Origin of the sequence: Nostoc sp. ChiQUE01b (assembly GCF_034531255.1) — a bacterium.
GTDB lineage: Bacteria > Cyanobacteriota > Cyanobacteriia > Cyanobacteriales > Nostocaceae > Nostoc.
Genome location: NZ_JAVRBM010000008.1, coordinates 90,501 through 115,651, shown reverse-complemented (window position 1 = coordinate 115,651; position 25,151 = coordinate 90,501). Strand labels below are relative to the sequence as shown.

The window sequence follows — 25,151 nt, the reverse complement described above, 5'->3', positions numbered from 1 at the left end:
GGTTGCCGTAGGCATCGCTTCAACTGCGGGAGCAAGTTTTAGTAACAGCAGTGATTTTGAAATCACTTCTTCAGCAGGGACTAGCACGGCAACAATTGTCTACGATCCTGTGAGTGGGCAGTTGTTCTACAACCAAAATGGCAGCGCAGCTGGTTTTGGTAGCGGTGGTCTATTTGCGACTCTAACTGGTGCGCCAACTCTTAGGGCATTAGATTTTGTGGTGCAAGCGTAGTTTGTCCAAGACACCCTTTTTCTATAGACCTCTTGCAAAAGTCTCTAATACCCCAACCCCAACCTGACTTTTCCCGTTAAGTCTCTCTAGCAAGCCGCCAACCCTCTCTACGAGACGCTACGCGAACACAGAGATCGTGCAATTTTAATCAGCCGCGCCACAGTACGTTAGTTTAAATTTCCTGCTTCCTTAACTACTTGTTTCAACCCTTCAAAGGTGATACTACCGTCTTGATCACCATACATAGATAGCAATGCCTGGGGGCTACTGATACCTGTTTCTGCGGAGATGATTGCACTTAAGCCTGGGCTAAAAAAAAGCTCATTAATGGAGACTTTGCCATCTTGATCGGTATCTAAGGTATCAAAAAGAGATTGAAGTTCTTGCTCGGTTGCCATAATTTTTCTATCTGAATTAATTTTTTGAATTTAATATCTCAAAATCTTGACAAAGATGCAAGAACAGTTAAAAAAAACTTAATCACTTATTCCTACGCGATCGCACCTTGTACTTTGCTCAAGGGGTGCGATCATCTGGAGTGCGGAAGGGGAGGAGGATGGGAGGGGGCTTATCAAACTATCTGTCTATCTGTAATGACTGTGCTTTTCATGTATTTGAGGGCGTTGTGCGGTGTATTCACCCTGATGAAGCAGGTGATAACCCGGATTTCTCACTCCTCTTTATGAAACCCAAGTCCAAAGGCTGTAGGGGCGGGTTCACAAATATGCTTCAATCATTCACGAACATCTCGTGAACCTGCCCCTACCGTTTTGTGAGAAATGCGGGATAAGTCCTACATCCATTTCCCACGCTGTAATTCCTATATTTAGCTATTTTTCGTTTGTCTCCTAACTCCTAGTACTGTCCCACTCTTGCGCCGCATCTTCTACAGCTTTATCTACCGTCTTCTGGCCTAACATTGCTGCTTGCAAGTTTTCGTAAACTGCCTTTTGCAGTTTGTTGGAATCCTTCAAGGTAGGGGTTAATATTTCTGCCTTTGGCAGTTCTTGAGCACTCATCACTCGCGCTTTTTCTATTGTTGAAGCATTAGCTGGAACATCATTAAAGTAACTATCAGACAATGCTTTGACTGTAGAAGGTAAGACATTTGCAGCTTTAGCAAAGGCTAACTGATTTTCGTCATTGGTGACAAATAAACCAAATTTCACAGCGCCATCTGGTTGTTTGCTATCGCGGGGAATAACTATATTCATTACCGCAACATTTTTCTTACCTGTGTCACCGGTGAGTTGAGGTGCTATTTCCGAAGCTTGAGCAATTTTTGGGGCATTATTAGCGATCGTTTTCAGGAACTCTGGCCCAGAAGAGAGAAACGCAGTCTCTCCAGATTGGTATAAATCGATCGCATGGCGATGTCCTTGGGTCAAAGCCTCTTTAGGAAGCAACCCTTTTTTATACAAGTCTACCCAATACTGAAACGCAGCTTTTCCTTGTGCTGAATTAAACGCCGCTTTACCCTCAGCATCTATGAGAGTCACTCCCATTTGCACGAAAGATTCCAACACTTCACCAGAATCTTGCGGTACGAAAGTTGCAAAAAAGGCATATTTCCCCGTCTTGTCTTTAATTTGTTGCGCAGCTTGTGCCAATTCTGCGTAGGTTGCAGGGACTTTATTGATACCTGCCTGTTTTAATAAATCAGTGTTATAAATGGTTAGCCGTGTGGTGAGATACCAGGGAATCCCAAAACTCTTACCATTCAGCGTGCTTGCTTTCCAGATATTCGGCAGATAGGAGGAACGTACATCATTTGGGACTTTCGCATCTAAATCTAACCAGGCATTTCGTCCGGCAAGTTGGGAAGCAAAACCCGGATTCAAGTTCACTACATCAGGCGGCGTTTTTGCGGAAACAGCTGTTAATATTTTGTTCTCCATTGCCGCCCAAGGTACATCAACCCAGTTAATCTTTATACCTGGATTTTGCGATTCAAAATTCGCAATTAGGCTTTTGAAGTAGTCGGTAAATTGAGGTTGGAGTTGCATTGTCCAAAACTCAACAGTTCCCACTCCTGAAGTAGCTTGTTTTGTACTTGTATTAACATTACCTGTGCTGCAACTTACAACCCAACTGGTTATTAAGCCAAGCAGTACCAAAGCAACAAGTTGTTTAAATTTTCGCAATTGAATCATTTTCCCAGTATTTTTACGCTTGATCGGTGTGAAAAGCTTAGACAGAATTGTTGAGATTATAGGTTAAATAAATTATCCGTAAAGACGTTATACATAACGCCTTTACTGCAACTAATTTAAATTTTCAATTTAGCAGTCCAGCGGGCACAACTGTGGTAAAAAGCTTCAATAGTCTGTTTGGCAAATCGAAAAAAGGGGTAGGCATTGAACTCGCTCCCGAACGGGTGAATGTAGTTCAGCTACGCAAGCAGGGTCAAGGCTTGAAATTAGAAATCTATACATCGGTAGCAGTTCCAGAAGGGATAGTTACCGATGGTCAAATCAACGACCCTCCAGCAATGGCGCAATTAATCCAGCAGGCCCTAGCTGAGAGCAAAATCAAAACTTCTCACGTTGCTACTGGTGTCCCAGGACGAGATTCCATCGTTCGGATTATACCAGTGCCAGCAGAGTTAGATGATAAAGAACTGCGAGAAATGGTGCTGAACCATGAAGCAGGTTTGTATTTACCCTATCCTCGTGAAGAGGCTGATGTAGATTATCAGAAACTTGGGTACTTTGTAGATGAAGATGGCATTGAAAAAGTACACGTACTCCTAGTTGCCACCCGCAAGGAGATAACGGATACCTATATAAGTACCTTCGAGCAGGCAGGATTACAAATTGATGTTTTAGAAATTAACAGTTTTGCTCTAATTCGGACTATTCGCGAACAACTGCGACAATTTGGGCCGCAAGAAGCAGCAGTATTAGTTGATATCGAGTTCGACAGTACAGAAATCGCCATCATCGTTAACGGAGTGCCGCAATTTTCGCGCACAGTCCCCATCGGGACTTATCAAATGCAAACTGCCTTAGCAAGGGCAATGAGCTTACCTACATCACGAGATATGGAACTGTTACACGGAATGGTTATTCCTGCAACTTCCCTAGACGGCGGCAAAACTGGTGTTACCGAACTCAATCCTGGTATGGCTGCCATATTAAGAGTTTTGGGAGAACTAACGGATGAACTGCGCCGTTCCATCGATTTTTACCTGAATCAAAGTGAAAATTTGGAGGTAGCGCAGATTTTATTAGCTGGGCCAGGAGGTGGACTTCAACAGCTAGATGAATTCTTTACCCAACGATTGAGCTTGCCAACTACCCAAATAGATCCAATCGGGTCTTTATCTCTGGAAGTGGACACTGATAAATATCCACAGGTACAACGCTCTGGCTTGGCGATTGTACTTGGTCTAGGAATGCGGGAGGTGTAACACAATGTACAGCCTAGATGTTAACTTTCTTAAAGACCGCCCACAATACCAAAAAAAGCCTGAGAGAAACAAGGGAATATCCCTAAAGTTTCCTACGGGAGATTTGACACTATTGTATGTGGGAGTTGCAGTAGGTATAGGTATTCCAGCTTTATTGGGAATTGGTTGGTGGTTGTTGCAAGGAAAGATTGTTGAATTAGATGGTCAGATAGCACAACTAGATCAAGAAAGCAAGAGGTTAGATACAGAAATAGGAAATATTAATAAAATCAAGGACGAGACGAAGGCAGTTAAAGGGGAAACCCAAGCTTTAGTAACAGTATTTGACCAAATTCGACCTTGGTCAGCAATGCTGCAAGATTTGCGCGATCGCATCCCAACGGCAGTGCAAATCGAGAACATCAAGCAAATTCCACCCGTTGCGGTAGCGGCAGGTCAGCCACCAAATAATCCCGCAGGGGGATTAGAAATTAATGGATTGGCTCGTTCCTTTAATGATGTCAATGATTTCTTATTGAGTTTACAACAGTCTCAGTTTTTGAAGTCCACAGAAACCAGAATTCTGACAGCAACTTTAGTAGAGGCTCCCTTAACATCAGGTGGGGGTCAATCTCCTAGCGATGTAATAATTAAGCCACCCCAAGTAGTTAAATACACTATTCAATCGAGCATGAACAACGTTCCAGCGTCGGAATTAATTCGAGAGTTGGAAAAAAAAGGCACAGTGGGGTTAGTGACTCGAATTCGTAATATGCAACAAACAGGAGTCATTTCAAAATGACGCTGAGTGATGATTTAAATTTTTCCGAACAAAGTGGGGAATTCGACCAGGCAACGCCAGCCTCACCTGTGGTATTTGGTATTGCCTTCACACCAAAAATTATTGGGATCTTGGTGGGGGTAGCTGGTTTAGCGGGAGCAGGTTATATATTCTTAAACCTGCTGATGCCAGCTTGGGAAAGCTATCAGCAGCAACAAGCCAAAAGCTCTGAACTGCAAGGGCAAATTGAGCAAAAAAAAGCCAATATCAAACAGATTGACAAAGTTAAAGATGAACTAGCACAGGCAAAGCAGCAAAAAGTTCAGGTTTTAAGTTTATTTGCTAACGAAAAAACCTTAGATACATTGCTATTGGATTTGAACCGCTTAATTGAGTCTGGCAATACTGCAACTTCTATTAACGCAGTCAGAGCCAAACTGAAGAAATATGTGCCGATTTCCCAAAAACCAGAACCGATTACCGATGGAAGTCTAGGACTACTGGTTGACGGCAAGCTGCAACGCAGTACTATCAGTGCTGAGATTACAGCAACTTATGAACAAACACAATCGATAATTCGTAACATTGAGCGGTTACAGCCTTTGTTAATAGTTAAAGATTATCAAGCAACTTTGGCTCCAGCAGAAACAAGATCTCCATCAGATAAAACGCCGATGCAGGTAGGCCCAGCAGCGATTAATACATCATTCCAGTTACAGGTATTGATGCCACTTAGTCCAGAAGAAATAGCCGCCGCAGCAGCTAAAATTGCCCCGAAAAAGTAGTTAGAAGTTGTGAGTTAGGAGTTATGAGTTATGAATTATGAGTTATGAATTATGAGTTATGAATTATGAGTTGTGAATTATGAGTTGTGAATTATGAGTTGTGAATTATGAGTTATGAGTTATCACTCCTAACTATTCACTCCTAACTATTCACTCCTAACTCCTAACTATTAACTCCTAACTATTCACTCTTAACCCCCAACTTCTCAAAATTGTTTGTAAACAAGGTTTTATCAGGTGAGGAATGAACTGTGAAACAGCTTCACGGTAATAGTTTTATTTTAGGTACTGCCGCTTTTGTATTTTTGGCAGCTCAACCAGTTTGGGCACAAATGAGCCAAGTTACTAGTGTCCAATTAAATCCAGCTAATGGTGGAGTTAGTGTTGTTTTGAAAACTTCTTCTGGGTCACGCCCCCAAGTTTTCACTACAAAAAGGGGCAAGGCTTTAGTCGCAGATGTTATCAACACTCAATTACGATTACCACAAGGTAATAGTTTTCGTCAAGATAACCCAGCACCAGGAATTGCCTCTGTTGAGGTTAATCAGCTTGATGCTAATAGTATTCGGGTAACGGTAACTGGCAGCAACAATGCACCTGGCAGTCAACCGGTGGTGCGATCGCCAAATGGAATTACACTCAGCTTTAGCCCTTCAACAGGCACTACAGCATCAGCACCAACCCCAACAGCCCCAATATCCACAGCACCACCTGTTACTACTCCAGCCCAACCGGGTCAAAAGCCAGGTGTTCTCGTTCCTAACCCGCAAGTCACTATTGACGGACAACTTGCACAAGCCGCTGGGCCAGGTCAACCTCTGAGTCAGGCTCCACCTTTCTTACCTCGAGCCGTCGCCCCACCAGTGGGAGATATTGCTATTTCGGCTACTGATGCTTCTCCTAGCACCGTTGACTTAGCAACTCAGGAACGTGTACCTCGTCTAGTACTGCGAGATGCGCCGGTGCGTGAGGTTTTGTCATTGCTTGCTCGTGCTGCTAATTTGAACCTGGCTTACGTAGGAGGTGAGCAAGGTGCCAGTGCTAATGCACCAGCAGTTTCTCAAACTATTTCTTTAGATATAGAAAATGAGCCAGTGCAAGATGTGTTTAACTACGTTTTGCGCCTGAGTGGTTTAGAAGCTAATCGCAGTGGTCGTACAGTTTTTGTCGGGGCTAAATTACCTAATGCTACGCGTGATATGGTTGTACGTAGTATACGACTCAATCAGGTAACAGTGGGAACCGCTCTGAATTTTTTGGTTGGCTTAGGAGCAGAAAGTGCCGTCAGCCGCGAACGACAAGTTACCAGTGTTAGCGCCGTAGCCGTGGGTAATACGGCTGCTCCCATCACCCAAACTCAGACGACCACGGAAACCAGACTGGAAACCCAACGCGCTAATTTTACAGACTCTAGCCCATTACTGAGAGGTTTACAGGCATTAGGAGATGAGCGCACCAATTCCCTGACCTTAATTGGCGCTCCTAGACTGATTGAGATTGCAATGGCTCAACTAACTCAGCTTGATATCCGCCGTCGTCAAGTGGTAGTTAACGTCAAGATTATTGATGTCAACCTCTCGAACATTCAAGACTACAACACTAGCTTTTCTTTTGGGGTTGGTAACAACTACTTTAGCAATGATGGTGGTGTCGCATCTCTGAATTTTGGCGGTGCCAGACCAGCTACTAGTGCTGAAGCGAGAACTAGCTTGACTAGTACACCAATCGTCAATGATGTCGTTAGCACTATTGCAGCACCGATACGGCTTACCAAAAGTCTTCTCGCTAGTTTGCAAGCTCAGATTACAAGTGGCAATGCCAAAATTTTGACCGACCCAACCTTAATTGTGCAAGAAGGTCAACAGGCTCTGGTCAATCTGACTCAAGAAGTAGTGGGAAATATAACCCTCCAAACAACGGATACTTCTGGTGGTTCTAGGACAGAAAGAACAATTGAGAAACAAAAAGTTGGCTTAACCTTGAGTTTAAAAATTGAGCGGATTGACGATAATGGGTTCGTTTCTTTATCGGTTGCTCCTACTGTCAGCGCTCCTTCCGCCTCACAAGATATAGGAAATGGACAAATTGTTTTAGTGTCTGAGCGCTCTCTTACTTCTGGCTTAATTCGCTTACGAGATGGTCAAACACTAATTCTGAGTGGTATAATTCAAGACCAAGACCGGACGGCTGTCTCCAAAATTCCTATCTTAGGCGATCTTCCACTGATTGGTTCGCTATTTAGAAGTACAAACCGACAGAACCAACGTCAAGAGGTAATTGTGTTGCTCACTCCTCAGATTATGGATGACTCTGAAAATTCTTCCTACGGCTATAACTATACTCCCAGCCCAGAAGTGCGGCAAATCCTTGAGCGTCGGGGGTTGAAGGTTCCTGGCAGGTAATAAAGATAATCAGTAGGTGAGTTAACCTGGCAAATGCTCAGATCCCCGACTTGTTTAAGAAGTCGGGGATATTCTTGTTCACGAATAGGATTCAATTTAAACGTCATTCTACAATAAAAATACCCAATCACAATAGAAGTAACAGTAGTGGGTAAATACTAATGAGTTCAGAACAAGAGTTATTAACAAAGTGGCGTTCTCTTCCACAAGACAAACAAAAGGAAGTTTTAGATTTTGTTGAATTTCTTGGTTTGAAAAACTCTGCAAATAAAATCCCATTGGGCGAACGTTTGCAGCAAATTCGCACTGGGATTGTTGCTTCTGGTAAACATTTATTAGATGAAGATGAAATCGAAAAAGAACTCGCCAGTCGCAGAGGTGGGCTACAGGGTAGAGAAGAATGAAAATAACTTATATTACGCCATGTGCAACTTGACTCTCAAACCTAACCCCCAACCCCTTCTCTACCAGGGAAGGGGAGCAAGAATCAAAGCCTCTCTCCGTTTTGGAGAGGGGTTTTAAGAATAAGTTGCACATCGCGTTATATTAATTCTGGGGTGTTACTCAGCGCAAGAGATGGTGTTGGTATAATTGCCGAGAAAGCCCTTGAAATATATGGATATAGATTTGTAGCCTACTCATCTAATAAAAAGGGAAATACTCTTATGACAGCACTTACATTAAACCTCAATTCTGTAATTAAATTGACAAGAGAGCAGTTTTCTCAATTGTGTGAAGAAAACCCCGATTTAAAATTAGAACGCAATGCCCAAGGAGAGTTGATTATCATGCCACCTACGGGAGGAGAAACAGGAAAAAGTAATTCTACTATTAACGCTCAAATATGGTTTTGGAACGACCAATATCAATTGGGCGAAGTTTTTGATTCATCAACTGGATTTACTTTACCTTCAGGGGCTGATCGTTCTCCAGATGTTTCTTGGGTAGAAAAATCTCGTTGGGATGCTTTGACTAAAGAACAAAAAGAAAAATTTATTCCCCTCTGTCCTGACTTTGTGATCGAGATACTTTCGCCTAATGATAGCTTAAAAAGAACTCAGAATAAGATGCAAGAGTATATCGAAAATGGTTGTCGTCTAGGTTGGTTAATCAACCGAAAAAAACAGGAAGTAGAAATTTATCGTCCAGGACAAGATGTGGAAATTTCAAAATTTCCTCAAACTATTTCCGGGGAAAATATTTTACCTGGTTTTGTACTCAATCTAGAACGAATTTGGTAAAAGGTTTGGTATGTAAATTTTAGTTATCACATAGTTAGAAAACAGCAAATGGAGTTGTGGTTACATTAGTAGACCTCCAGCTTGAAAAATCTGTTCAGCAGTTAAATTCAATTCCGGGAAAGTAGGCGAGACTATGTTAGCGTTGCCCCTAAATTGAGTAACTTGGTATTCACTATCGATTAATTGATAAATAGATATAGTCGGCTGTTTGGGGTTGCCAGTGAACTTTTTAGCGCCTAGACCGAGATAATCTACAACCCAGTATTCAGGAATTCCAATACCTTCATATTTACCCTGTTTTGTGTAGTAGTCATCATCCCAGTTGGTACTAACTACCTCAACTACTAAGGGAATTGATGCTGCAAGGCTTACAGTTGATTCTTTTTTCCATAACGGCTCATTTATCAAATTAGGGCGATTGAGTAATAGCACATCTGGGGAGTAGCCAGATTCCGACTTAATTGGTTTTACCAGCGCAGTTTTGGGGATTATATAAGGTAGACCATTACGAACGTACTCAATAGCAATTTTTTCAACCAAAAATCCAACAATATCCTCATGGTCTCCTACTGGTTGTGCCATTTCAACAATCACTCCATCATGTAATTCATATCTTCCACCTTCGGGTCGCCACGCTGCAAAATCTTCAAAGGTTACTAGTTTTGGTATGGCTTGAGTCATAATCTATCACCCCTAGTAGTCGTTTCGATCATAGCTTTCTTACGTTCAGCCTTAACAGTAATATTAAGGGGTACAGTACTCGAAAAAGTTTGTTGCGGAGAACTTAACTATGGTGGCAATAACAACATCCGCAGAAAATAGGGTTTTACTCCAAAACATCAGCTGGCAGACATTTAAAACCATGCTGGCTGAAATGGGTTCAAAACGTAATTCCCGATTTGCCTATGACAATGGAACCATAGAAATTATGACCCCACAAATGCCGCACGAGAACTCAAATCGCTTAATAGAGGTTTTTGTTGGCGTGCTGTGCGAAGAGTTGGACTGGGAAATTAGACGCGCTGGTTCATTAACTTTAACGCGGGATGATTTGCAGCGGGGAGCCGAGCCAGATAGTAGCTACTACATCCAAAATGAAGCATTAGTTCGAGATAAAGAAAATATTGACCTCGCCACCGACCCGCCCCCTGACCTGGTGCTGGAAGTGGAATATTCCCGGTCTGCAATAGACAAGCTGAGGCTTTATGCTGCAATGGGAGTCCCAGAGTTTTGGCGTTATAACGGCAGTGTGTTGCGAGTTTACACACTTGCAAGTGGGCAATACTCAGAAGTCGAAACCAGCCCTACTTTTACGCCTGTGTCAGTGAAGGAGATTCCTCAATTTATCCAAGAAGCAAAGAAGAATGGGGAAATTGCCACTACCCGTGCTTTTCGGGCTTGGGTACAACAGAAAATTTCTGCTGGGGATTGACTCACTCCAGCATTTTTTTATCTACTTTGCTGGGAAGACCCCAAGTGTAAGGCAGTGGAACTTGGGGATGAAAGGCAGTTAAATACGAAACATCCCTTGAATGTTTTCTTGCGGTTCTTGAACAGAGAAAGGGATAGTTGAGTATTTCACAATTTTAGGGAGTAGTACAATCCCTAAAATTCTATATAATTTTTTCAGGTCGATAAGGTGAAAAAGATGATTGTTTTTGAGTTCAAGGCTAAAGGCACTCTTCGACAATATCAACAGATAGATGAAGCATTGCGGATTACTAAATTCATCCGTAATAAGTGCTTACGGTTTTGGATGGATAATCAAAATGTTAAACCTTATGACCTAAATAAATACACTGCTGTGATAGCGAAAGAGTTCGACTTTGCTGAGAAATTAAATTCTTCAGCAAGACAAGCAGCAGCAGAAAGAACAGCTTTTGCAATCAAAATATTTTTTGATAATTGTAAGACTAAAATCCAAGGGATAAAGGGATATCCAAGGTTTCAGAAAAATAATCGCTCAGTAGAATATAAGGTGAGTGGCTGGAAACTTTCAGATGACCGCAAGTACATGAAATTCACAGATAAATGTAATATCGGTCAACTAAAGTTAATCGGAACTTGAGATTTGCATTTTTACCAAATCAAACAAATTAAGCGAGTCAGAATAGTTAAACGTTTAGACGGGTAGTATGTTCAAATTTGCATAGATGCTGAACGTAATATAGATACTCAACCAACAGGTAAAACCATAGGTTTAAATATTGGTTTGAATCATTTCTACACTGATTTGCAAGGCAATACAGTTGATAACCCTAGATATTTACGCAAGTCGGAGAAGGGATTAAAACGACTTTAAAAACAAGTTAGTCGTCAAAAGAAAGGGTCTAATAATCGCAAGAGAGCTATTAACCATCTTGGTAGAAAATATTTGAAAGTTTCGCGTCAGCGTCAAGATAACGCTATCAAGAAAGCGTTATGCATGGTGAGGTCTAACGACCTTGTGTCCTATGAAAAACTGCAAGTGAAAAACATGGTTAAAAATCGAAAACTGGCAAAATCTATTAGTAATGTTTCATGGTCATTGTTCACGCAATGGCTAGAATATTTTGGCAAAATATACGGTTGGGTGATTGTACCAGTAGCAGCCCAATTCACTAGCCAAAACTGCTCATATTGTGGTGAAGTCGCGAAAAAATCTCTATCTGTTCGCACTCATATTTGTAAGTGTGGATGTGTTTTAGATCGGGATTTGAACGCAGCAATTAACATATTGAACAAAGCCCTAAAACAAACTAATTACGACTTCAGTACGGTGGGGCGCACCGAAACTTTAAACGCTTGTGGAGAGATGACCCTCTACCCAGATTTGGAAACAAGTTTGAGCAAGGTTGCTCAGTGAAACAAGAATCCCCGTATTCCGCTACGCTTCATACGGGGAGCGTCAAAAAGAATAAAGACCAAAGTCCTGACTACGAAATTGTTTACCCATAACTTTAAAGATAGACTACTACGGCGAGGTGCATGAGTTGACCTCACCAGCCATAAACCAGCTGACATTTGCTGCTTGTATGTGTAAAGTAGTTGAGAGTCAACTACAATTTCTAACCTTTGACAGAATTTTAGATTTGGAATTTTGCTGAAGCAGCCCGCTTAAACAGTGGCTCAAGTATGGAAAAATCCAAAATTTTTTATCCAGACTAAGTGTATTTACATACCGATTCAATTTAAAGTCTAAAATACAAAATTGAGTAAAACATCCATCTATGGCTAGAAAAACACAACGCCTTTTGCTGCTGATTGTTTCTTGTAGTATCACTGGTGTAATTTTAGGAGGTACTGCTGGTTGGGCAGAAAGTAATCTCTGCTTGGAAGACAGTAAGGTTACAAGTGAGTGCTTAACCCAAGATCCATTCCAAAAAACTATCCAAGGAATGAGTACTGGATTGTTAGCTGGGGCTGGGGCCGCTTTTGGTGCAGTCTGGCAGTTACGGAATGAAGATTGAGCATGAACTACCACTAACCCGAAACTTCGGGTTAGATTAGGTTTCTGTACTAATTAGCCAATGCCTACACTTTAAGGGTCAATCATCCTGATTTATATGGCTTTGGAAGAATACCGATCTATTAATGCACGAGCAAATTTCTGGTGTTGTTCAGCTAGATATTGAGGAGAGATGAACTGAGCATTGCCCATGAAGCGGTACACCCAGCGACAAAACTCCTCCAGCGATCGCTCAGGCAATCTTACAATATAATCTACATAAGCAAATTTGCCATCTTTTCCCTTAAGCCCTGGTTTGATTTCTTGGTGAAGATGTCGCTTTTCTCCCTCTTGGATAAATCCCATTACTTCAGGGAAAAATCGAACTTTCACTTCTACAAGCTCCAGTTCTCCACGGATCTCTTTTTGTTGCTCTTCTCTTAAACCCAACTTCAAGCCACAACCTGCCTTTAAGAGCCGATGAGCAATATGTAAGCTTTTCCATTGGCTATCTAAGCCGCGGCCTTTGCTATCCAGAACATTAAAGTGATCACTAAAGCGATCAATACGTGACACTACGAGATGACCGTTGTTATAATCTTCCAGCAACAAATACCAGGCAATGTCTGCATAAATCAATTGTAAAGGATAAACTTGCTCATATCTGGTTTTGTTGGGATTGTACGGATTACGACAACGATAAAGCTCAACTGCTTGTCCTTTAATAATTGCTGCTTCAAGTGTATCTAGTTTTTCAAATAACGTGCCTCGGCTTTGATATTTGCCCTTGGCCATCATTTCCACCGGATCGGTGTAGACAATAACTCGGTCTAATTGGGTTCTCACCGGATAAAGTATCTCATCTTTCAGGTTTAACCCTCCTAATCGCCGCATTAGTCTTTGATAGATCCGGTTAATTTGAGGGTCTTCCTGATATCTTGCCTGAGAGTGTAGGGCATTGAGCGAAACTTGTAACTCCTCCCGATTCATTAAACCTTTACCAACATAGTAACCCCATCGGTAAGGTCGCCTATCCAAAAGTCCATAGCGACGAAGAGTCTTCAAATCTTTTTGGATGGTATAACGCGAATATGGCGGTAGCTTTACATTTAATTCGCTTGCTACTTTTTGTAAGTACAATTGTACTAATTGTAATGTATCATGATTATTAGAGTCAGATTGCATAGGATCAATACAACCAACTCCTGGGTATCGGACAAAGGTTGCAATTAATAGTAAAAGTCGCTCGAAGGCAGGAAGAGGAGCATAAGAATGCGCCATAAACTATATTTCACCCTGAAAAGTCAATAATATAAAAGTATTGACCTGTAATTTATAAAAAGTTTAAAACTTTTGCTAAGTATAGTTCCTAAAGATTTCATTTTATAGCCTTTAATACTGCCAAATAGTCGCGCTCTATCTGAACCTCTTTGTAAAATGCAGTTCAAATAGAGTTTTGGAGACTTAAAAATATGCAAACATGTCCCTCCTGCCAACATCCCTTGTCTAGCAATGGATTCTACTGTTCTAACTGTCCTCAGCAGATTCGATGTAAAAACAAAGACTGCTATGAAATACTTCTTCCCGGCGCAAAAGGATGTGTAATGTGTGGAACCCCAATAGGTGAAGGGCATAACGGATCAGCATCCAGTAATAATGGTCTTCTACCTGCCGTAATGAATACATTAAAATTTGTTGAAACCAGCAAAGGCTACTCACGAGAGATTCAGGCATCTCTGAGCAACGAAGTAGGTATTAGCTGGGGTGGTGCTGCGATCGCCGCGATCGTTGGTGGACAAATGACACCTGGAAAACCACCTAATGGTCGTCCTGTGATTCGTAATTTAAGTAATGCCAAACCTCAACAACTTTCCTTATTCAACGACGAATCCAGGGATGAGAACAATAAATCTACAATTGATACAGTTGCTCAACTTGCTGCTGCTAATGGAATTGATGCTGACAAATTAAAACAGATTTTCCGACACAACGGCGAACAACTACAGCTAATGGAAACGCGGCTCAAAGCTGCAAACAGGCTAGATGCTGCACGTCGGTTAACCTATCTGGTTCTCCTGTACTCATTGGATGTCGATGGACGAGAGGAAATTCCTCGTAATGAATTGAATGACATTCTTAAAAGAGTTGGATTGTATGACAACAATACGATCACATGGATTGGCAAAAGTCCTGAATTGATTGTTGAGAAAGATATGGTTGGGCTGCGACTGTCGGGACAAGAGCAAGCGCGAAAAGTTCTCACAGAGGTACTTGATGACAAGATAAAGGGTAAGTGGAATTTAGCTACAGGTGCAACTTCACGAAGCTCGAAGTCTAGTGCCAAAAGTGAGGAGGATTCAGAGAATTCCACAAAGAATGGCAAGCGCAAGAGTAATGGATTTTCCAAAGAAGTGGAGCCTTGGGTAGCTAGTTGGAAATTATTTGCCTCGAATATTGATTTTCATGCAGCCATTAAAGATTGCACAGTCACACAGAAGGGCTTATTTAGTCTGTGGGCAATTGGTAAAGCAACAAGCAACCCTGAAATAGTGGTTTCGAGCTACAAGCTACAGCAGTTCCTGTATTTCGGACTTGGCATCAAAATAGATGAGCGTCATTTAGGACGGAGCTTACAAGCTACTTCAGGACAAGGAAGCTTGATTAAAGTGCAGGGTGGTTTCCAACTACTACCTCCAGGCTTGGCTGAGGTAGAGAGATTGACAGACTCCGCACAAAGTAACGCATCCACCGATGAATCTTCTGAAAATTCTGGTGAGGTGTAGCTATGAGAAGGACATCTGAGCAACTAATTCAGGAACTTTCAACAATTATTGACTCTCACTTTGCCCATGCAGTGGTGGAATGCTACGTCGAAATGCAGCAACGATTTCTAGCTGGCGACTGGCAACCAACAGAACTAGACGGTGGGCGGTTTTGTGAAGCGATTTCGCGTTGCTTGCTTCAAATGGATACCGGAAAGATTGATCATCGCAAATTGCCTGGTAAGGTTCGTGAAGATTTATTGAACAAAAACATTCCTCATAAACTTGGCTCGAAGGATCGTTATCATTTGGCTAAAGTGATTGAGGTTGTATATGGATTTCGCTCTGATCGCGGTGCTGTTCACATATCAACCGAGTATACCGCAAACTATATGGATTCAATGCTGGTGCTTCATGCAAGCAAATGGATTTTTGCAGAATTTCTCCGCCTAGTTTGGAATCGAGATCGAAAGCTTGTTGCAGAAACCATTGCCCAAATTGTTCAACTAGAACATTCAGTAATTCATGAATTGGATGGAAAACCTCTAGTTCTAGCAAGGGATATTTATGCAACGGATGAAGTTCTGTTGCTGCTGTATCATGCAGCTAATAATCGCTTGAGTCGGGCTGAACTACGTGAACATGCTGTCAGCCAGAACCCTAAAAACGTTAATGTTGCTATATCTAGGCTAATCAAAAGTAAAGATATTCGACCTGTTGCAGAGGATGAAGTTGCTCTCACCCCTAATGGTCAAAAACGAATCCTTGAGCAGGTATTGCCTAAGCTCGTTCCCCAAAAATAGAATTCCTAGTTCAATTGCAGGGTAAGCATTTATCAAATCCCGTCTAAATATGGCGAAGATAGCAGATTACTCAACAAAGTGAAGATTTTTTACAGCAGTTCAGAGTAAATACGGCTTCTATTGAGCTTTCAGTTACTCTATGTTTAAAGATAAATAGCTATTTTACAAGCGATCGCACAATCATGGATGACAGTAAGGCATTGTTTGACTATTGGCATGACCGAGTTCGGCTGAAAAACTCTGAGTTAATTGCAGATCCTGGACACGTCAAAACCCAGGATCTACGCCATGATTGTACCAACTACGATGAACTTTGGCGTAGCCCCGAAGTTTAACGACTTGAGGAACCAGAGCGTAGCAGGGTTATTGCGATTATTAAATACGAATGTACAGCCAAAGTCTTACAGAATCGGGCTGGTCGTCTGCGCGATCGCGCTCATGAGCTTGAAGCAGCTTATCATGAACAAGATCAACAAAAATCCAAGCTCTTGGGTCTGATCAAGGCATTACAAGAGAAACTGTTTGGCAAAGATAAAGAAATTAAGAGATTAGAAGCACGAATTGCTTCCCTAGAAGCGGAAAATGAAGCCTTCCGATCTGAAGCCGAGAATAGTAAAGCTCAGGTGGAATTGGTTAAAGAACTAGAGCAGCTTAAAAAGAAATACAATGAAGTTGAGAAGCGAAGACAGGAATTAGCTCAAAATAATAAGAGTTTAGGTGGAAGAGTTGCCCATACAAAAAGATATAAGCAGCAAAGAGATGAAGCAATAGCTTTAGTTGAACAGCAGAAACAGCAAATTACTACATTATTTCAAGAGAGTCAGCGTCTTCGTGAAGAGAATGAAAGACTTTATCAAAAATTAAAATAAGCGGATCGATAAAATGCTCTAAATTGGGGACGCTCGATAGTAATTATGAAACTTCAAGAGCTAAAAGCTAAAGTCTACGAGTTAGCTGGAGTAAATAATACCAAACAACTCAAGGCAAAAATTCAGGAGATTAAGACGTTAGATATGCGCCTTAAAATCTCCTGGCAAAAAACTATTGCTATTCTTCAAAAACCGCAAAGTGAGTTTGACGAGTGGTTGGAAAATCCACCTGAAGAATACAAAGATATTTTTTCTGAAATTACAGAAGCTTCTCAAAAATACGATCAAAAATCAGCACAGACGAAACAGTTAGCACGAGAGGTATTGTCAATAGCGAATAATCTTGAAGAACTAGCAGAAGAATGTCAAGACGAAGCAGATAAAATCAAGCAAGAAATTGAAATAACTAGACGGATTTCAAAACAAGCGAGACTGAACTAGTTTTGATATCAAAGGATAGCTAAAAACTAGCTACACTGAACATAAGCATTAGTTAGTCGCTTATACTGTATGAAAATTGGGACTTCTCACTTTTAACCACCTGACCAAAAAAGTAGAAACGCTCTAACCAATAAAATTGGTGATTTCGGCTTCAGTTCGGTGAAAATTAATCTATAACGAAAATGGAGCAGCATTAGGCTTTGGTAATGGAGAACAATTCGTGATCCTTGCAACATTTCCTATGCTTACAGCCAATGATTTCCATGCTTTCTGACAAGCCAATTGTCTAACTGTGCTAACACTTTGCTGCAACTGACTAAATCGATATCTGGGTTGGGATGCAAAGAAGCAAGGGTCTGGGCGCATTTGCATTCTTGGTGGCTTATAGAGAATCCCCAGTGAGTTACTCTTCTTGGGTGTTCTCTTCATATTCACGTATTGTAAATGCAGTATCTTTCTGCAAATAGCGTTGTACATCCCTGGTGTAAAAGAGCAGCCGCTTAAATTTGTTAACTTAAAACGTAATGTAAAGGGTGAAATACCATCAGGAAAAATAATCACCCTTGGGATTTTATTGGGTAAAGCATAACTGCTTGACGTTTGTGCTATGCCACCTACTTGAAAGAGGTTAACTGTTTGCACCAAGTACCCTGCTATGTTCCTGGGGTTAATATTGGTGGTAGTAGCGAGTACTGCCACTATTCCTGATGTAAATTCTCTGGGAATATCAAAATTTTGATTACCTAAAATAGATTGGTCAAACCTGACATTCCACAGATAATTGTTTCTTAGGTCGCTATAAGCTTCCGACAATTCCATCCTAGTTACTCTTTAATGTGCAACTATTGATGTTGTATTCCTTGCGTGAGAGTTTTTAGTTTTGATATTTCCATTATCTTATTCAACTACCAACACTGATTGGTCATAAACTGGGGATTCTTCTATCACTGTTCCCAGTATCAAAATCCGGTCGTCATATTGCAACAAGCCGTATCCTACATCCCTTCATTCAAATGAAGGATTTTGAAATCTTCAAACTTTCAGTTACCCTGAAAGTGGATTTATTATTACTTCACTTCGCTGGGTTCAAATTTAGTTACCTTACCTTTTTTAATGGCAACAATCACATCGTAATGCGAACAGTAAGCGAAGGTGACATCATTAGCTTTGTTATAAAGGTTAACTACATGACCTGCACCACCTACTTGGATACCGATTGGTTCCAAGTCACCAAAGAAGAAACGACGTAGTTGATCGCCACTACCAATTTGACCCTTACTCTTAGTAAGCAAGTCTAATTTTTGTGCTACAGACATTTCTTCGGCTGCTGATGCCTGCACTAATGACGGATTAATCGCCTTTAATGGTACGTCCCAAACTGTGAAAAAACCGACCAAGGCTACACTTGTAAGTAAGGGTGCAAGTTTCATTTGTTACTTCTCTTTTTTGTTTTATCCTGAACATCCCAAGCATCTCAGGTGGCAGTGAGAGCTGATTGAAACTAAGCTACTATTTTCATGAATTTATCCCTTAAGAAAATTTAGTTGATTCTCAGCATTTTCTCAGCTAATCATGGCTGCTCAAAGTCACAGGATAATTTAAGTATTTTCTCAACAAAACCTCATTTTGAAGTGCGTGAGGATAACTTAATATGATGAGCAATGCTTTCGTTGCAGTGATGTTATTGTGACTAGACCCAAAAGACCACATCGCCAAATCCATAGAATTTCAGGACAAACATATCTTTGGCTAGCAATGCTAATTTTTGGAGCATCTAGCGCCGTTACCCGGAAACTAACAGAAATTGGTGCTCAACATTTTATTGACAATCGCAATCCGATTTCTTTGTGTAATGTTTTATTTGTGGGAAACCTTTGCGCCTTGATACTTCTGATCCTAATCTATGGGCGGCAGTGGAACAAAGCTACTTTGAAGCAACTCTCAAGAAAGAATTGGGTCAGTCTAACAGCAGTGGCTATTTTATCAGGAGCGTTAGCCCCTGGCTTAATTTTCCAAGCATTGGCACTCACAGGGGTGAACAATGTCATCTTGGTGGGACGCTTGGAACCGCCTCTAACTTTGGCTTTATCAGTCTGGTTATTAAGAGAACGGGTAAATATTTGGGAATTTGTTGGTGCGATCGCAGCTTTTGTTGGCGTTATCCTAACTATTATCCTTCAGCCTCCAACAGAAACCATGATGAACATGGGAGGTTTTGGTTTAGGCATAGGGGAACTTTTGGCCGCAGCCGCATCAGTGGCCATAGCTGCTTCTACGATTATTAGCAAGAAACACCTTTCACAAATTCCTTTGGGAATCTATAGCATTTTTCGGACTGCACTAGGAACTGTAATCTTTTTCTTTATTGCTTTAATTCTCTATGGCAGGGATCATTTCGCTGGTGTTTTCTCACCATTCTTGTGGCAGTGGATGTTTCTTTATGGCGGATTGATTGTGGTGCTAGGCCAGTCTTTTTGGATTAAAGGCTTGAAAACTTCTACTGCTTCTATGGCTTCCTTAGTTAGCTCATTTGGCCCAATTGTGGGAATTATAGCAGCCTATTTAATTTTGGGTGAAGCCCCTACCCGACCTCAATATATTGGCGGTAGCTTGATTTTAGTAGGCATATTCTTGAGCCAAGTTGGTACTAGACGTCAGACTTCTAGCATTGCATCTGACAAAGTAAATTCTACTCCAGCACAGCAACAGGTAGAAACTGGTATGGGATTTAAAGGGATTTGAAGGAAGCGGAGGGTAAAAAAGCTTATATCCTAAGCCTTTGCATTATTTCTAACTGCACAGTTATTTTTGCCTTGCGGTAGTAGTATGTCAAAATAAAAATACCCGATACATCAAGGTGAGCGATCGCTCCCAAAGCTAGATTAAAGGATTGACCTGAGCAATGGCAGACCCAACCAATCACAATCAAGCGGGAGAAGTAGCTCCCAGCACTGTTGACAAGCAAGCTCCCAGTGTGGCTGAAGAACACGCTCCTAGTACAGACTCGCCCGAAGCCACAGACATCCCTACTGCCAACACGCCAGATCCTAAAGCCGCAAACCCCGAAGATAATCCCAATGCTGCTAAACCAGCTGCTGCATCACCCAAGCGAGAAAAACCCGCAGCCGCCGACGCAACGGAAGAAAAACCCGCCGCAGCTAAAGCCGCTAAAAAGGAAAAAGCCCCAGCTGTTGAGAATAAGCCATTTGTAGAGTTTATTGAGCAAGACTACTTGCCAGCTTTACAAAAAGCGATCGCTCAAAAAGGCGTACAAGATTTACAGGTGTCTTTTGCCAAGCAGAAGATGCCAATCACTGGCTTTGAATCCGCCGAAGAATGCTGGCAAATTATTGGCAGTTGGTCAGAAATTGGTAAGCGTCAGTTTAACCTGTATTTCCCCGATGAAGATATTCAAGGAAAAAAGGGATTTTCTTGTAATGAAGGCAAAAAACCCAGCACTCTTGAGTCATTCTTAATCGATGAGCGCAAAATTACCCTCGATTTGTTGGTATATGGCTTAGTTCAGCGCTTGGACGGTCAAAAGTGGTTAGGTAGAAATTAGTCATTGGTCATTGGTCATTGGTCATTGGTCATTGGTCATTAGTCATTGGTCATTGGTTTTTAACAAAAGACAAAGGACAAATGACAAAGGACAAATAACAATTAAAGCTCGTGGAAATGGTAGGTAACGGCTCCAGTATTGGGGTCGTTATCAATTTTTACATAACCTGATTTGTACATCTCTTTGAGAGTAGCTTCCACTTCAGCAAAGCTGGCTCCCGTGAACTTTACGCCTTGAGTGACAGTTAAAAAACCACCCTTGCTTTCCGCCGCTTCAATCAGTTTCATCATGAGTTGGTTGCCTGTTGGTTGGTGGACTTGAGAAGCAACCACTGTTTGATTCAACGGCACACCAAAAGGAGATACACCCGCTTTTAATCTCAGGTTGTGTTCGTATTCGTCAACCATGTTGGGGATAAAGAACAAATCCACGAACTGCCCTATACCAAACACACCACCAGTCAACAGCCATAACAAACCAGTTCCAATCTTGCCATTGTAGAAACGCTGCAATCCTCCCACCCCCATAAATCCGACTGCACACAAGATATAAGAGACAAGAAGTCGGTCTTTATGCTGCTGATTGTTTTCAAGATTCATCTTGTTTTCAACCTTTTGGATTTACTCTTGTTGTTTAAGATGGGTTTTTTGTACTGTTTTTTATACTAAGTACTAATAGCTAGACTTACATCTTGCATCAGTTGCTTTCTAGCAATTTTCGTAATAGACACTACTGTTCTGATTTGAAGTTGTAGGCATTGTCTAATCTCAAGTTATTTATAAAAGTGCAAAATATTACTAACATATTTAGAGATTTTCAGTAATTATACTATTCATGAATTGTTAATTTTAAGCGGTCTAACGTATTAATAGAACCCCATGAATTTATTGTAGTAACAACCACAGAAAATTACTGAGATAGTAGTGTTTTGAAAATCAAGAGGTGAGTGCTATTCAACTTGAACGAGATAATACTGCTTGCTGAACTATATTTATTTGACTACCAATCCGCAATTTTTGATTCCGCAAATATTGAATGATTGTTGCAACTCTTAATGTTTTGCTTACAAATTTCTCACCCGCACCTTGGTAGACTGAACTTTATACAATTGGATTATTGTGGGCTGTTACGGTTCGCCAGAGCATTTCTGGTGAGGCAGTCCGGTCTTATCCCAAAGGGAGAGGCTAGCGCCAACGGGGTTTCCCCATGAGGAACTGCCGTTACCGTGGCGGTAGAGACGTAGGAACGTCACCCGAAAGGTCTACTTAAGATAATAAAGACGAAAGAGAAATCAAGACATGGTAGATTCCCTCAAAAAACCAGGCTTTGAAGAAATCCGGCCAGGGATTAAAGTCCCGGCAAAAGAAACCTTGTTAACACCTCGGTTTTATACTACCGATTTTGATGAAATGGCACGGATGGATATCTCCGTCAATGAAGATGAGTTAAGAGCCATTCTTGAAGAATTCCGCACTGACTACAACCGCCACCACTTTGTTCGGGATGCCGAGTTTGAACAATCCTGGGATCATATTGACGGGGAAACTCGCCGATTGTTTGTTGAATTTCTAGAACGTTCCTGTACGGCAGAGTTTTCCGGCTTTTTGCTGTATAAAGAACTTGGTCGTCGCTTGAAAGGCAAAAGCCCCGTCTTGGCAGAGTGTTTTAACCTGATGTCACGGGATGAAGCGCGTCACGCTGGCTTTTTGAACAAAGCTTTGTCGGACTTTAATTTGTCCCTAGATTTAGGGTTTTTGACTAAGAGTCGCAGTTATACCTTCTTTAAACCGAAATTCATTTTCTACGCTACTTATCTTTCTGAGAAGATCGGTTATTGGCGCTACATTACCATTTATCGCCATTTAGAAACACATCCCGAAGACCGGGTTTATCCAATCTTCCGATTCTTTGAGAACTGGTGTCAGGATGAAAACCGTCACGGCGATTTCTTTGATGCAGTCATGAAATCTCAGCCGCAAATGTTGAATGATTGGAAAGCACGGCTCTGGAGTCGGTTCTTCCTGTTGTCGGTATTTGCGACTATGTATCTCAATGACATTCAACGCAAGGACTTTTATGCCACCCTCGGATTGGATGCACGAGAATACGATATCCATGTAATTAAGAAGACCAACGAAAATGCAGGTCGGGTATTCCCACTGATGCTGGATGTAGAGAATCCAGAGTTTTATGATCGGTTGGATGTTTGTATAAGCAATAATGAGAAGTTGGGTGCGATCGCTAACTCCAACACTCCCAAATTCCTGCAATTCTTCCAAAAACTGCCGCTTTACATCTCCAACGGCTGGCAGTTATTGCGGCTGTACCTGATGAAACCGATTGATACTGTTTCTGCTCAAGGGGCAGTTCGTTAATTTATAACAGGTTTGCGAAAGCTTTGGTGGTTCTGCTGGTTGCAGAGCCACCTTTTTTTGTCCTTTTTCCAAGCCAATAATTACCGATATGTCAACCAATTAGTACTGCGATCGCTAATTTGTTAGCAGGCAAAAATCGGAGATAGTTGGTTAGGTGTAGTTTGGTAGTAGATACCTTGAGTTAAGCTGATTTTTCCATTCTGATTACATCTGGAGTCAATGTTTGATGCTTTGCTGCTTCTGCCTCGTAACATCTGAGAATCAGTGATGTCAGCTTATCTAAATCATTAACAGAGGAAATAATTATTTTTGATGCGACATCCCCCAGAGAAGCTGTTACTTCCTGCACTTCAAAGTTTGAAGCTAGCGACTTTACTTCATCTACACTTAGTCTAGTAACAAAACTTTTTTTCTGCGAAGATAGATACAGCCGCAGAAACCACCAAGTACTTTTGCCAACAAGATTGATACCAAAGTATGAAACAGTATCTTTGTATTGAAGTTGATAATTGTAACTCGTTGAGGTTTGCGTGATTGCTTTAATTTTTTCAAAAGCTTCGATTTCTTCAGCAGTTGTCACTACTTTTGATTCTTGAGGATCTGGTTGTATATCCCCTTGTTCAATATCTACGTCTATTGGAGGTTCAACAGGCTGATCTATTACTGGAGTAAGTGAGCGAGTCATTAACTCTACTAAACTTCCCTGAATCGACTTTTTAACAATTGGTTTAAATTTATCAATAATTTTACCAGTAATTCGACCTTTAATTTCATAACTAGGAGCAACTGTACCAAGTTCAGTCACTAAAAAGCGAACAAATTCTTCAGAAGGAGAACGTAAAAGATTTCCTAGAAGTTGAGTCATGCCTTTTACATAAACCATTTCCTCAGCATGGTTGGTAATAGCTGTAACCTCAAAATTATCACGGTGAAAGAATTTGAGGTTATCAATATCTTTGGTATCATATTCCAGGATGTTAAAAGTAAAAAATGGCTCCTTGTCCATGACATTTTTATCATGCAAGTCTGTAAAGAAACGGTACTCAACCCCATTAGTGACGATAGCTACTTTTGTTGTCAAAAGTCCATTAAAATAGCGACTCAGTTGCCCATCATGTGCTTCAGCTTTTTGACCACGGGCTTTTGCCTCTACGAGCATAACTATATTATTGTTAATAGCTAAAGCGTAATCTACTTTTTCAAACTGCCCTGCTTTTTTAATAGCAAAATCTGCCACGTATTCCGGCATTACTTCACTAGGATCATAGACATCGTAGCCAAGAACACTCAAAAAAGGAACAATCAGTGCCATTTTAGTAGATTCTTCGCCAACAACTTGGTCAGCCCGCTTACGCACTTGTTCAGATAGCTTGGTAATATCTTCAGTGAATCCCATCTTGCTTGCTCCTAGTAAAGTAGTGATTTTTGATACATTTTTTTGTAAAAGAAGAGTGATTGTAAGATGACGTAGTACATTTGAATTGAAAGTGTTAGTGCGATCGCCTTCCTTATCACTCCTATAAAAGTATTCCCAAATAAGTACCAGCTTGTAACACTCATGACTTGTTCACAGGTGCAATGGCATCAGTAATGAATAAAAATAAATCAGAATGATTTTTTATAAAGCTTCAGTCTATAGCGATTATCAAAAAAAATGCTCAAGCTATAAAGCCCACGAATTCATCCGTGGGCTTTTTAATATAAGTAGGTAGGTGTAAATAATTATTGTTGGGATAAAGCAGGGGGCAGGGGAGGAAAGAGTTTGAGCTTTATTTACTTTTCTTCACACAGTTTGGTTTTATTGCACCGACTTACTTAAGTTAACTTGCCGTTCCTGCTTTGAAATGGAAATCTTTGCTCTTTCTTCTCTGCGAGACGCGCAATGGGCAGACCAAAATATTGCTGAGTCAATGAATTTTACTTTTTACTCAGCAATATTTTGGTGGGAAAGGTTTTCGTGAGTTTCTACGGTTATAACAGAAGCCGACATTAGGATACACTGGCATTTGAATACACCGGAAGTTCATCAGCGACTTAGTTTGTCGCTTCTGGTGACTTCCCTCCTAGTATCCTATCGCTT

The 25,151-nt window shown here is 41.1% G+C and carries 25 protein-coding genes and 1 pseudogene; 18 read left to right on the top strand and 8 right to left on the bottom strand.

The window, feature by feature from the left end:
• The first annotated feature begins 109 nt into the window (after nt 1-109).
• Complete coding sequence (locus RMY63_RS08150) at nt 110-232, top strand: hypothetical protein (RefSeq protein ID WP_322728223.1); 123 nt, start codon at nt 110-112, stop codon at nt 230-232.
• Nucleotides 233-399: 167 nt separating this feature from the next.
• On the opposite strand, the gene RMY63_RS08145 is transcribed toward RMY63_RS08150, so the two are convergent.
• Complete coding sequence (locus RMY63_RS08145; RefSeq protein ID WP_322728222.1) at nt 400-630, bottom strand: EF-hand domain-containing protein; 231 nt, start codon at nt 628-630, stop codon at nt 400-402.
• Nucleotides 631-1,080: 450 nt separating this feature from the next.
• Nucleotides 1,081-2,385: a sugar ABC transporter substrate-binding protein gene (locus tag RMY63_RS08140; protein WP_322728221.1), complete on the bottom strand. Its 1,305-nt coding sequence runs from the start codon at nt 2,383-2,385 to the stop codon at nt 1,081-1,083.
• A gap of 152 nt (nt 2,386-2,537) precedes the next feature.
• Here RMY63_RS08140 and RMY63_RS08135 point away from each other — a divergent pair, with 152 nt between their 5' ends.
• From RMY63_RS08135 to RMY63_RS08110, 6 genes are all read left to right on the top strand, one after another.
• On the top strand, nt 2,538-3,644 hold the full coding sequence (locus RMY63_RS08135) for a type IV pilus biogenesis protein PilM (protein WP_322728220.1): 1,107 nt from the start codon (nt 2,538-2,540) through the stop codon (nt 3,642-3,644).
• Nucleotides 3,645-3,648: 4 nt separating this feature from the next.
• A complete protein-coding gene (locus tag RMY63_RS08130; RefSeq protein WP_322728219.1) occupies nt 3,649-4,425 on the top strand; it encodes a PilN domain-containing protein in 777 nt (258 codons plus the stop codon).
• On the top strand, nt 4,422-5,189 hold the full coding sequence (locus RMY63_RS08125) for a pilus assembly protein PilO (RefSeq protein ID WP_322728218.1): 768 nt from the start codon (nt 4,422-4,424) through the stop codon (nt 5,187-5,189). Before RMY63_RS08130 ends, RMY63_RS08125 begins: the two co-directional genes overlap by 4 nt.
• Nucleotides 5,190-5,440: 251 nt before the next feature.
• On the top strand, nt 5,441-7,591 hold the full coding sequence (locus RMY63_RS08120; RefSeq protein WP_322728217.1) for an AMIN domain-containing protein: 2,151 nt from the start codon (nt 5,441-5,443) through the stop codon (nt 7,589-7,591).
• Nucleotides 7,592-7,752: 161 nt separating this feature from the next.
• Complete coding sequence (locus RMY63_RS08115) at nt 7,753-7,995, top strand: hypothetical protein (protein ID WP_322728216.1); 243 nt, start codon at nt 7,753-7,755, stop codon at nt 7,993-7,995.
• A 261-nt stretch (nt 7,996-8,256) separates the two neighbouring features.
• Complete coding sequence (locus tag RMY63_RS08110) at nt 8,257-8,832, top strand: Uma2 family endonuclease (RefSeq protein WP_322728215.1); 576 nt, start codon at nt 8,257-8,259, stop codon at nt 8,830-8,832.
• A gap of 60 nt (nt 8,833-8,892) precedes the next feature.
• Here RMY63_RS08110 and RMY63_RS08105 read toward each other — a convergent pair whose 3' ends face one another.
• Complete coding sequence (locus RMY63_RS08105; protein ID WP_322728214.1) at nt 8,893-9,513, bottom strand: Uma2 family endonuclease; 621 nt, start codon at nt 9,511-9,513, stop codon at nt 8,893-8,895.
• A gap of 109 nt (nt 9,514-9,622) precedes the next feature.
• Between RMY63_RS08105 and RMY63_RS08100 the strand changes: the two genes are divergently transcribed.
• The 3 genes and pseudogenes from RMY63_RS08100 to RMY63_RS08090 all read left to right on the top strand — a co-directional run bounded on the left by RMY63_RS08100 (nt 9,623) and on the right by RMY63_RS08090 (nt 12,281).
• On the top strand, nt 9,623-10,264 hold the full coding sequence (locus RMY63_RS08100) for a Uma2 family endonuclease (protein WP_322728213.1): 642 nt from the start codon (nt 9,623-9,625) through the stop codon (nt 10,262-10,264).
• Between the two features lie 216 nt (nt 10,265-10,480).
• Nucleotides 10,481-11,677 (top strand): annotated as a pseudogene (locus tag RMY63_RS08095) (RNA-guided endonuclease InsQ/TnpB family protein).
• A 364-nt stretch (nt 11,678-12,041) separates the two neighbouring features.
• The gene (locus tag RMY63_RS08090) at nt 12,042-12,281 is read left to right on the top strand and encodes a hypothetical protein (RefSeq protein ID WP_292749220.1); all 240 of its coding nucleotides are present in this window, start codon (nt 12,042-12,044) and stop codon (nt 12,279-12,281) included.
• Between the two features lie 92 nt (nt 12,282-12,373).
• Here RMY63_RS08090 and RMY63_RS08085 read toward each other — a convergent pair whose 3' ends face one another.
• Nucleotides 12,374-13,540, bottom strand: a complete 1,167-nt coding sequence (locus RMY63_RS08085) for a WYL domain-containing protein (RefSeq protein ID WP_322728212.1) — start codon at nt 13,538-13,540, stop codon at nt 12,374-12,376.
• Nucleotides 13,541-13,863: 323 nt separating this feature from the next.
• Between RMY63_RS08085 and RMY63_RS08080 the strand changes: the two genes are divergently transcribed.
• The 5 genes from RMY63_RS08080 to RMY63_RS08060 all read left to right on the top strand — a co-directional run bounded on the left by RMY63_RS08080 (nt 13,864) and on the right by RMY63_RS08060 (nt 17,134).
• The gene (locus tag RMY63_RS08080; RefSeq protein WP_322728211.1) at nt 13,864-15,042 is read left to right on the top strand and encodes a hypothetical protein; all 1,179 of its coding nucleotides are present in this window, start codon (nt 13,864-13,866) and stop codon (nt 15,040-15,042) included.
• 2 nt (nt 15,043-15,044) lie between these two features.
• On the top strand, nt 15,045-15,824 hold the full coding sequence (locus RMY63_RS08075) for a hypothetical protein (protein ID WP_322728210.1): 780 nt from the start codon (nt 15,045-15,047) through the stop codon (nt 15,822-15,824).
• Between the two features lie 182 nt (nt 15,825-16,006).
• Nucleotides 16,007-16,159 carry a hypothetical protein gene (locus tag RMY63_RS08070; protein ID WP_322728209.1) on the top strand — a complete coding sequence of 51 codons (153 nt, stop codon included), beginning with the start codon at nt 16,007-16,009 and terminating at the stop codon, nt 16,157-16,159.
• 153 nt (nt 16,160-16,312) lie between these two features.
• A complete protein-coding gene (locus RMY63_RS08065; protein WP_322728208.1) occupies nt 16,313-16,693 on the top strand; it encodes a hypothetical protein in 381 nt (126 codons plus the stop codon).
• A gap of 45 nt (nt 16,694-16,738) precedes the next feature.
• Nucleotides 16,739-17,134 (top strand): hypothetical protein, encoded by a 396-nt coding sequence (locus tag RMY63_RS08060; protein WP_322728207.1) that lies wholly within the window; start codon nt 16,739-16,741, stop codon nt 17,132-17,134.
• A gap of 171 nt (nt 17,135-17,305) precedes the next feature.
• On the opposite strand, the gene RMY63_RS08055 is transcribed toward RMY63_RS08060, so the two are convergent.
• Together RMY63_RS08055 and RMY63_RS08050 are read right to left on the bottom strand one after the other, a co-directional pair.
• Nucleotides 17,306-17,953 (bottom strand): hypothetical protein, encoded by a 648-nt coding sequence (locus RMY63_RS08055; RefSeq protein WP_322728206.1) that lies wholly within the window; start codon nt 17,951-17,953, stop codon nt 17,306-17,308.
• Nucleotides 17,954-18,201: 248 nt separating this feature from the next.
• Nucleotides 18,202-18,564 carry a hypothetical protein gene (locus RMY63_RS08050; RefSeq protein ID WP_104906199.1) on the bottom strand — a complete coding sequence of 121 codons (363 nt, stop codon included), beginning with the start codon at nt 18,562-18,564 and terminating at the stop codon, nt 18,202-18,204.
• A 256-nt stretch (nt 18,565-18,820) separates the two neighbouring features.
• On the opposite strand from RMY63_RS08050, the gene RMY63_RS08045 reads away from it, so the two are divergent.
• Together RMY63_RS08045 and RMY63_RS08040 are read left to right on the top strand one after the other, a co-directional pair.
• A complete protein-coding gene (locus tag RMY63_RS08045) occupies nt 18,821-19,876 on the top strand; it encodes a DMT family transporter (RefSeq protein WP_322728205.1) in 1,056 nt (351 codons plus the stop codon).
• A 160-nt stretch (nt 19,877-20,036) separates the two neighbouring features.
• Nucleotides 20,037-20,696, top strand: coding sequence for a DUF2996 domain-containing protein (locus RMY63_RS08040; RefSeq protein ID WP_322728204.1), 660 nt, complete (start codon nt 20,037-20,039; stop codon nt 20,694-20,696).
• 101 nt (nt 20,697-20,797) lie between these two features.
• Here the strand turns inward: RMY63_RS08040 and RMY63_RS08035 are convergent, their stop codons facing one another.
• Entirely contained in the window at nt 20,798-21,295 is a 498-nt protein-coding gene (locus RMY63_RS08035) for a TM2 domain-containing protein (protein ID WP_322728203.1), read from the bottom strand.
• Nucleotides 21,296-21,994: 699 nt separating this feature from the next.
• Here RMY63_RS08035 and acsF point away from each other — a divergent pair.
• Nucleotides 21,995-23,071 carry a magnesium-protoporphyrin IX monomethyl ester (oxidative) cyclase gene (gene acsF, locus RMY63_RS08030; RefSeq protein WP_322728202.1) on the top strand — a complete coding sequence of 359 codons (1,077 nt, stop codon included), beginning with the start codon at nt 21,995-21,997 and terminating at the stop codon, nt 23,069-23,071.
• 181 nt (nt 23,072-23,252) lie between these two features.
• Here acsF and RMY63_RS08025 read toward each other — a convergent pair whose 3' ends face one another.
• Nucleotides 23,253-24,467 (bottom strand): type I restriction endonuclease, encoded by a 1,215-nt coding sequence (locus RMY63_RS08025; protein ID WP_322728201.1) that lies wholly within the window; start codon nt 24,465-24,467, stop codon nt 23,253-23,255.
• Nucleotides 24,468-25,151 lie beyond the last annotated feature (684 nt).